The following is a 7,389-nucleotide window of genomic DNA, read 5'->3' as shown; positions in this document are numbered from 1 at the left end:
CGCCGGAGGGTCGCCGCGAGGCGCCAAAGCTCGCCGCGTTCCGTCAGTGGATCGTTGCTGCGACGCAAAATAAAGCCTGAAAAATCATCAGCTTCCTCCTGAAAACCGATTGACCCGCCGCGCCCTGCGCGGCAAGGGGTAGGACAGATTGTCGCAGCACTGTCGCCTGCCGAGAAGTGAGTTCCGGTCCGGCCACATTTGAAGGGGAGCAACGTCATGGCCGGACCAGCAACCAATCCGCCCGAGATCAAGTCGCGCATCGGCGCGATCCTGCGCGCCACCTCAGGCAATTTCCTCGAACAGTTCGACTTCTTCCTGTTCGGCTTCTATGCCGCCGCCATCGGCAAGGCGTTCTTCCCCTCCACCAACGAGACCGCCTCGCTGCTCAACACCTTCGGCGTGTTCTGGCTCGGCGCCCTGATGCGGCCCGTCGGCGCGATCGTGCTCGGGGCGTACATCGACCGCATCGGCCGCCGCCAGGGCTTGATCGTCACGCTCGGCATCATGGCCATCGGCACCGTCGTGATCGCGTTCTGCCCGAGCTACGCGACCATCGGCATCGCGGCGCCCGTCATCGTGCTGATCGGCCGCCTGCTGCAAGGCTTCTCCGCCGGCGTCGAGCTCGGCGGCGTGTCGGTCTATCTCGCCGAGATCTCCACGCCCGGCAACCGCGGCTTCTACACCTCGTTCCAGTCGTCGAGCCAGCAGGTCGCGATCTTCGTGGCCTCGATCCTCGGCTATCTCCTCTCCGAGGTGATGCCGGCCGACACGGTGGCCGCCTGGGGCTGGCGCATTCCCTTCTTCGTCGGCTGCCTGATCATTCCCCTGATCTTCTTCCTGCGGCGCACGCTCGAGGAGACGCCGGCCTTCCTCGCCATGAAGAAGCATCCGACCGCGAGCGAGGTGTTCGCCTCCGCCCTCGCCAACTGGCGCATCGTCATCCTCGGCATGATGATCGCGATCCTGACCACGACGACGTTCTACTTCGTCACCGTGTACACGCCGACCTTCGGCAAGACCGTGCTGAAGCTGTCGACGCAGGACGCGCTGCTCGTGACGCTGCTGGTCGCCGTGACCAACTTCTTCTGGAATCCGGTCGGCGGCGCGCTGTCCGACCGCATCGGCCGCAAGCCGGTGCTGATCACCATCGCCTGCCTCGCGCTCGTCACCGCCTACCCGGCGCTGCACTGGCTGGTGGCCGCGCCGACCTTCGGCAAGCTGCTCGCGGTCGAGATGATGTTCTCGTTCTATTTCGGCGTCTACAGCGGCACCATGCTCGGCGCCCTCGTCGAGATCGTGCCGGCGCATGTCCGCACCACCTGCTTTTCGCTCGCCTTCGCGCTCGCTGCCGCGCTGTTCGGCACCTTCACGCCGTTCGCCTCGACCTGGCTGATCGAGCGCACCGGCGACAAGGCCTCGCCCGGCTTCTGGCTGATGTTCGCCGCCCTGCTCGGCATCATCGCGGCCTCGACGGTGTATCGCAGCGGCGGCAAGGCGGTGCCGACATATGATGCGGTGGCGGAGCCGGTTGCGGGGCACTAGCTCAGTGTCATTCCGGGGCGCCTCGAAGAGGCGAGCCCGGGATCCATTTCTCCCAGCATTCCTGTCGCACGATGGATTCCGGGCTCGATGCTTCGCATCGCCCCGGAATGACGGTGGGGGCCTACAGCTCCACCACCACGTAATCGCTCTCGACCTTCACCGTGACAGTCTCGGCGACATACGGGCCCTTCACCACGCTCGTGCCGGGCTCGACATGGGCCGGATAGGCCTTCACGCGGAAGCGGCGAGGGTCGCAGTAGGACTGGCCGGTGCGGATGTCGAACTCCCAGCCGTGCCAGGGACAGCGGATGATCTCGCCAAGCTTGGTGTATTCGATCTCGCCGGGATCGCTCGATTGCGCGAGCCCGATCAGCGGCCCCTCGCACAGCGCCGCGCCCTGATGCGGGCAGCGGTTCATCAGGCCGAAATATTCGCCCTTGATGTTGAAGACCGCGATCGGCCGTCCCTCGATCTCCAGGAATTTTCGCGTGCCGGGTGGCAACTCATCGACCGGCGCGATCACGTGACGCGCCATCAATTGATTCCGTAGAGCTTCCGGGCATTGCCCAGGTAAAACGCCTCGCGGTTGGTATCGCTGACGCCCGCCGGCAAGACGCGCGACGGCTCGTCGTAGTCCCAGTGCGGATAATCGGTCGCGAACAGCAGGCGGTCCCAGCCGATCCACTTGATGACGTCGAACAGATCCTCGCGCCGCTCCGGATCTTCCATCGGCTGCGTGGTCCACCACACCTGCTCGCGGATATATTCCGACGGCGGACGCTTCACAYGCGGCACTTCGCTCCTGAGCCGCCGCCAGGCCTTGTCCAGTCGCCACGCAAGCGATGGCGCCCAGCCGAAGCCGGCCTCGATCATCACCATCTTCAGCTTCGGGAAGCGCTCGAACACGCCTTCCAAAACGAGACTGGCCAGCGCCGATTGCTGGCACTGCGAATGTCCGACCATCTCCTCGATGTAATAGGAAGGCCAGCCCGACGGCGTGATCGGGTTACCGCCGAAGCCGAAGGCGTGGACGCCGACGGGAAGGCCGGCCTCTTCCGCGGCCTGATAGATCGGCCAATAGCGGCGCTGGCCGAGCGGCTCGACGTTGCGGCTGAGCAGCAGCACCTGAACGAAATTCTTGTCCCCGGCGCGCTCGCGGATTTCGGCGGCGGCCGACAGCCCGTCCTCATTGGCGACGACGATGGACGCTTTCAGCCGTTTGTCCTTGCTGGTCCATTTGTCGATCTGCCAGTCGTTGATCGCCGAGCACAAAGCGGCCGAGAGCTCGTGATTGCGGATGCCCTGCCCCGTGTTGAGCGGATTGAGCACGCCCAGCTGCACGTTGTTGGGGTCGAGCAGCTGCTTCTGCATGAAGGCGAGCGAGGAGCCCTGCGGCCCGCCTTCCGGCGGATAGGCGTCGCGGCGCGAGGCGTTGGGCTGGGCCTTCGGATAGGGCGGGCCTTCCATCATGCCCTGGTAGGCGTGCACACCGTAGACTTCGAGATGATGCTGCCAGCGTTTTGCGAGATAGGGATAGAGCTCGGTACGGGTCGCGCGGGCCGGATGGATGTCGCAATCCGCGATCGCGGTCTTGGTCGTCAGGGGGGAAGCGGCTTCGGTGCTTTCGCGGAATTGAATATTCATCGCCTTGCCTCCTCTGGCAGCGGCTAAGTCAGGCGGGGATAGGTCGCATGCGGATTGTCGATCATGATCTTGCGCACGAGATCGGGGGTGAGGCCCTGGGGGAGCGCGTCCTGGCCGTCGAACTGCCAGTGTGGATAGTCCGTGGAGAATAGGACCAATTCGTCCGACTGCATATGATCAAACAGGCGAATTAATGTCTCGGGTTCCGGCGGCGCATCAAATGGCTGTAACGAGAAGCGGATGTTGCTGCGCACAAGTTCCAGCGGCGCGCGATCGACCCAGGGCGTCTCCATCCGCACCCCACGCCAGAATTTGTGAAGCCGCCAGAGATAAGGGGAGATCCAGGAGACGCCGGACTCCAGCATCACCATTTTCAGCCGCGGATATTTGGCGAACACACCCTCGACGATCACGCTGGTGAGCTGGGTCTGGAACGCCTGGGCCTGACCGACATAATCCTCGATGTGATAGGAACCCCAGCCGACCGAGGTCGGCGGATTGTGATAGGCGGAACCGGCATGGATGCCGACCGCGAGGTCCAGCCGTTCCGCGGCCTCGTAGATCGGCCACAGCGCGCGCTTGCCGAGCGGCGTGTCGCCCATGACCAGCATCAAGACCTGCACGAAGCGCCGGTCCTGCGCGCAGCGTTCGATCTCGGCGACGGCCTTCTCGACGCTTTGCGTGGGGATCACGATCGAGCCGCGCAGCCGCTTGTCACGATCGAGCCATTCCTTCACCAGCCAGTCGTTCAGCGCGCGACAGAACGCAGCCTGCATGTCCTCGGAAAACACCATTTGCACGCCGTAGAGCGGATTGCAGATGGCATGCTTGAGTCGAAAGGGATCGAGCACATGGCGCTGCATGTCCTCGAGGCTTTCGCCCGGCTTGCCGCTTTCGGGACGCCAGTCGGGACGCGCCACGATCGGCGAGTTCTGCGGGTAGGATTGCGAAACGAGATCAACCATGCCGCGCGTCGTCACCTGATCGCGCCAATAGTCGTTCAGGTACGGCAGCAGGCTGGTCAGATGCGGCACGGCCGGATGCACGTCGCAATCCACCCCGCCGGCGATCAGGGACGCCATCACGTCTCCTTCACATTTCCTCGTCACGTCTTCTCGCGAGCGGACAGGCCGCTCCGCCTTGTGTGCGCCATTCAAGCAGGCCTGACCGTCGCCCGCAACTCGGCCAAGGCAGCCAGCTTATGCTAGGAAGGTTGAGCTCGGTTGCGAGGGAATGAGAGGTTAAAGGGATGAAAGAGCTCGTCGGCATTGCGGAACAGGTCGCGGCCCAATTGATCGCGCGCAAACAGACCATCGCGGTGGCGGAATCCTCGACCGGCGGCCTGATCGCGGCCAGCCTGCTCGCGGTGCCCGGTGCGTCCGCCTTTTTCCTCGGTGGCGCCGTGGTCTACACCCGCGATGCCAGGCGCGTGCTGATGGATATTTCGGACGAAGGAATGAAGGGCTTCCGCTCCTCGTCGGAGCCCTACGCGAAGCTCCTCGCCGAACAGATGCGCAGCCGCTTCAATTGCGACTGGGGCCTGTCCGAAACCGGCGCCGCCGGCCCCACCGGCAACCGCTATGGCGACGACGCCGGCCATAGCTGCATGGCGGTCGCGGGCCCCGCGGCAGAGGTGATGACGCTGGAGACGGGCGGCAGCGACCGGCTTGCGAACATGCAGGTATTTGCGGCGACGGCGCTGAGATTGCTGCTGAAGAAACTGGAGGGGTGAGCTGCTGCGCGAGTGAGTCGGGACCGTCTTGCTACATAGTTGCTGTCGTGCCCGCGAAGGCGGGGCATCCAGTACGCCGCGGCTTCACGATTCAATCATTGCTGTCTCGGAGTACTGGATCGCCCGCCTTCGCGGGCGATGACAGCGGAGGATGGGGCGATGACAGCGGAAAACAAGGCGACACTACCCCCCCAAATGCCGCATGAAGATCCGCACCACATATCCCTGAAACCGCGGGGCTTCGTCGTAGAGGTCTGACGCGATCCGCTCGATGGTCTCGCGCAGCGACAGGAACTGCGCCTGCCGCGCGCTGCTTTCGGTGCCCTGCATGCCCGCGAGCTCGTCCATAGCGGCGTCGCTGATCTGACACTGCACGACCTCGCCGTCGTTCAGCATGGTGAAGCGAAAGGCCAGCCGTTCGAGATCATGACCAATGATTTTGTCGCGCGTCAGCGGCATCCAATTGTCCCGTTCGCGCCCCCGAACGGGACAATGCTGAAAATCTGGCGCGTTGTCACTATCCGCGCCAGAGGACATGGCAGTCATACGGAGCCTATCAACCAGCGCGGCGCTATGAGACGGCGACTCACCACCTTCAGTATGCGAACGCCGTGCCGGTCGGCTTATCGAGTGCCGCGGCCAGCGATCGGTACTCCTCGCAATCCGTCCCGCAGATGGATGCGATCCGGCCGAGGTGATAGAGCGCCTGCTCGCGGTTGCCCCGCTCGAGTTGCCACAGTCCGTAATATTGCCACGTCAGCACGTGGTTCGGATCGGCCTTCAATGCGCGCTCGTACCAGACCTGCGACTGCTCGTAGTCACCGAGCTTGCGGTAGGAGTAGCCGATGAGGTTGGCGACGTTCGGATGGTCGTCATGTCCAAGCGATTTCAGTTGCGCGATCGCAGCCGCATAGTCGTTGCGCTCGTAGATCGTGTCATAGGCCACGCGGTAGCCGGCCGCGAATGCGGGATCGCCGATGCTGGACTGGTTGTTGGGCTTTTTGTTCTTCTGCGTGGCCTTCGTTCCCGAGCGCTTCGGATAGGTCGGTTGGGCCGTGCTCGGCGCTGAATAGGTGCTCGCAAAAGGATCCATGCCGCCACCTCCGCCGCCACCTCCGCCACCGCCACCGCCTGCAGCATATGCCGGGGACGCCAGCACTGCCGCAAACGTTCCCAGCGCAACGAACCTGATCATCGCTGTGATCATTCCTGTCTCCTGTTTCTGACAACGCGGCCCCGGACGACCTGATAACCCTGCTGCGGCAGAGATATTCCGGGGCGCTGTGCTCACGGAGACGTTAGCGTTCGTACGACAGTCCTCTTGTCCTTTACTGAAACGCGACTTCGGCGAAACTGCGGAGCTTTCGCGAATGCAGCCGCTCGGATTCCTGCTGCTTGAGCCGCTCCAGCGCCTTCAGGCCGATCTCGAGATGCTGGCCGACGCGGCGGCGATAAAATTCGCTGGCCATGCCCGCAAGCTTGATCTCGCCGTGCAGCGGCTTGTCGGAGACGCAGAGCAGCGTGCCGTAGGGGACGCGGAAGCGATAGCCGTTGGCGGCGATCGCGGCCGATTCCATGTCGAGTGCGACCGCGCGCGATTGCGACAGGCGGCGGATCACCTCGGGCCCGGAGATCTCCCAGTTGCGATTGTCGACGCTCGCGACAGTCCCGGTGCGCATCAGGCGCTTCAGCTCGAAGCCTTCGAGGCCCGTGACGTCCTCGACCGCCTCCTCGAGCGCGACCTGCATCTCGGCCAGTGCAGGAATCGGCACCCAGAGCGGCAGCTCGCGGTCGAGCACATGGTCCTCGCGCACGTAACCATGGGCGAGCACGTAGTCGCCGAGCCGTTGCGTGTTGCGCAGGCCCGCGCAATGGCCGAGCATCAGCCAGGCGTGCGGGCGCAGCACCGCGACGTGATCGGTGACGTTGCGCGCATTGGACGGGCCCGTGCCGATATTGATCAGGGTGATGCCGCGATAGCCGGGCTCGACCAGATGGAAGGCAGGCATCTGCGGCGTGCGCGTCGGCGCGTCCCCGCTCGTCGCGCCGCCGCTCCGCGTGATCACATTGCCGGGCGCGACGAAGGCTTCGAGGCCGGCCTCGCCGGACTGAAGCCGCTGCTGGCAGAGCTGCGCGAAGGCATCGACGTAGAACTGGTAGTTGGTGAAGATCACGAAGTTCTGGAAGTGCTCGGGATCCGTGCCGGTGTAGTGATAGAGCCGCCGCAGCGAGTAATCGACGCGGGCAGCCCGAAACAGGGACAGCGGCTCGGGCACCCCCGGCTGAAGCTCGAAGGTGCCGTCGGCGATCGAATCGTCCATGGTGGCGAGATCGGGCACGTCGAACGCGTCCCGCAGCGATCGCGCCACAAGGGAATTCTCGCCGGTGGTGATGGCGGCCTCGATGTTGATGTCGCGGCGATAGGCGAAGTGAATCGGGATCGGCTCCGCCGACTCGCCGATCTCCACGGG

9 protein-coding genes are annotated in these 7,389 nt (G+C 64.3%); 2 read left to right on the top strand and 7 right to left on the bottom strand.

Annotation, left to right across the window (positions count from 1 at the left end):
• The coding region (locus AC1D00_RS18665; RefSeq protein WP_477011666.1) for a hypothetical protein at positions 1-218 on the bottom strand (218 nt) is incomplete at its 3' end.
• On the opposite strand from AC1D00_RS18665, the gene tcuC reads away from it, so the two are divergent.
• Positions 217-1,542 carry an MFS transporter gene (gene tcuC, locus AC1D00_RS18660; protein ID WP_135175580.1) on the top strand — a complete coding sequence of 442 codons (1,326 nt, stop codon included), beginning with the start codon at positions 217-219 and terminating at the stop codon, positions 1,540-1,542. The genes AC1D00_RS18665 and tcuC overlap by 2 nt on opposite strands.
• Positions 1,543-1,663: 121 nt before the next feature.
• Here tcuC and AC1D00_RS18655 read toward each other — a convergent pair whose 3' ends face one another.
• Genes AC1D00_RS18655 through AC1D00_RS18645 form a run of 3 tightly spaced genes read right to left on the bottom strand, consistent with a single transcriptional unit; the run spans position 1,664 to position 4,268 of the window.
• Positions 1,664-2,077: a Rieske (2Fe-2S) protein gene (locus AC1D00_RS18655; RefSeq protein ID WP_477011665.1), complete on the bottom strand. Its 414-nt coding sequence runs from the start codon at positions 2,075-2,077 to the stop codon at positions 1,664-1,666.
• Complete coding sequence (locus AC1D00_RS18650; RefSeq protein WP_477011664.1) at positions 2,077-3,186, bottom strand: amidohydrolase family protein; 1,110 nt, start codon at positions 3,184-3,186, stop codon at positions 2,077-2,079. The genes AC1D00_RS18655 and AC1D00_RS18650 overlap by 1 nt, the downstream gene beginning before the upstream one ends.
• 23 nt (positions 3,187-3,209) lie before the next feature.
• Positions 3,210-4,268, bottom strand: a complete 1,059-nt coding sequence (locus tag AC1D00_RS18645) for an amidohydrolase family protein (RefSeq protein WP_025575108.1) — start codon at positions 4,266-4,268, stop codon at positions 3,210-3,212.
• Positions 4,269-4,435: 167 nt separating this feature from the next.
• Here AC1D00_RS18645 and AC1D00_RS18640 point away from each other — a divergent pair, with 167 nt between their 5' ends.
• On the top strand, positions 4,436-4,918 hold the full coding sequence (locus AC1D00_RS18640; protein WP_135175584.1) for a CinA family protein: 483 nt from the start codon (positions 4,436-4,438) through the stop codon (positions 4,916-4,918).
• A gap of 183 nt (positions 4,919-5,101) precedes the next feature.
• On the opposite strand, the gene AC1D00_RS18635 is transcribed toward AC1D00_RS18640, so the two are convergent.
• The 3 genes from AC1D00_RS18635 to AC1D00_RS18625 all read right to left on the bottom strand — a co-directional run.
• Positions 5,102-5,377, bottom strand: a complete 276-nt coding sequence (locus tag AC1D00_RS18635; RefSeq protein WP_025575111.1) for a DUF1488 family protein — start codon at positions 5,375-5,377, stop codon at positions 5,102-5,104.
• A gap of 136 nt (positions 5,378-5,513) precedes the next feature.
• Positions 5,514-6,125 carry a tetratricopeptide repeat protein gene (locus AC1D00_RS18630; RefSeq protein WP_025575113.1) on the bottom strand — a complete coding sequence of 204 codons (612 nt, stop codon included), beginning with the start codon at positions 6,123-6,125 and terminating at the stop codon, positions 5,514-5,516.
• 121 nt (positions 6,126-6,246) lie between these two features.
• The coding region (locus tag AC1D00_RS18625; protein WP_477011663.1) for an AMP nucleosidase at positions 6,247-7,389 on the bottom strand (1,143 nt) is incomplete at its 5' end.

This window comes from Bradyrhizobium sp. P2_E8 (assembly GCF_056403875.1).
The sequence above is the reverse complement of the archived record's forward strand: the minus strand, read 5'-3'. Positions and strand labels throughout refer to the sequence as shown.

Coding starts and splice junctions, on each gene's coding strand:
- tcuC (WP_135175580.1), top strand. CDS start 217: ATGGCCGGACCAGCAACCAATCCGCCCGAGATCAAGTCGCGCATCGGC.
- AC1D00_RS18655 (WP_477011665.1), bottom strand. CDS start 2,077: ATGGCGCGTCACGTGATCGCGCCGGTCGATGAGTTGCCACCCGGCACG.
- AC1D00_RS18645 (WP_025575108.1), bottom strand. CDS start 4,268: ATGGCGTCCCTGATCGCCGGCGGGGTGGATTGCGACGTGCATCCGGCC.
- AC1D00_RS18640 (WP_135175584.1), top strand. CDS start 4,436: ATGAAAGAGCTCGTCGGCATTGCGGAACAGGTCGCGGCCCAATTGATC.
- AC1D00_RS18635 (WP_025575111.1), bottom strand. CDS start 5,377: ATGCCGCTGACGCGCGACAAAATCATTGGTCATGATCTCGAACGGCTG.
- AC1D00_RS18630 (WP_025575113.1), bottom strand. CDS start 6,125: ATGATCACAGCGATGATCAGGTTCGTTGCGCTGGGAACGTTTGCGGCA.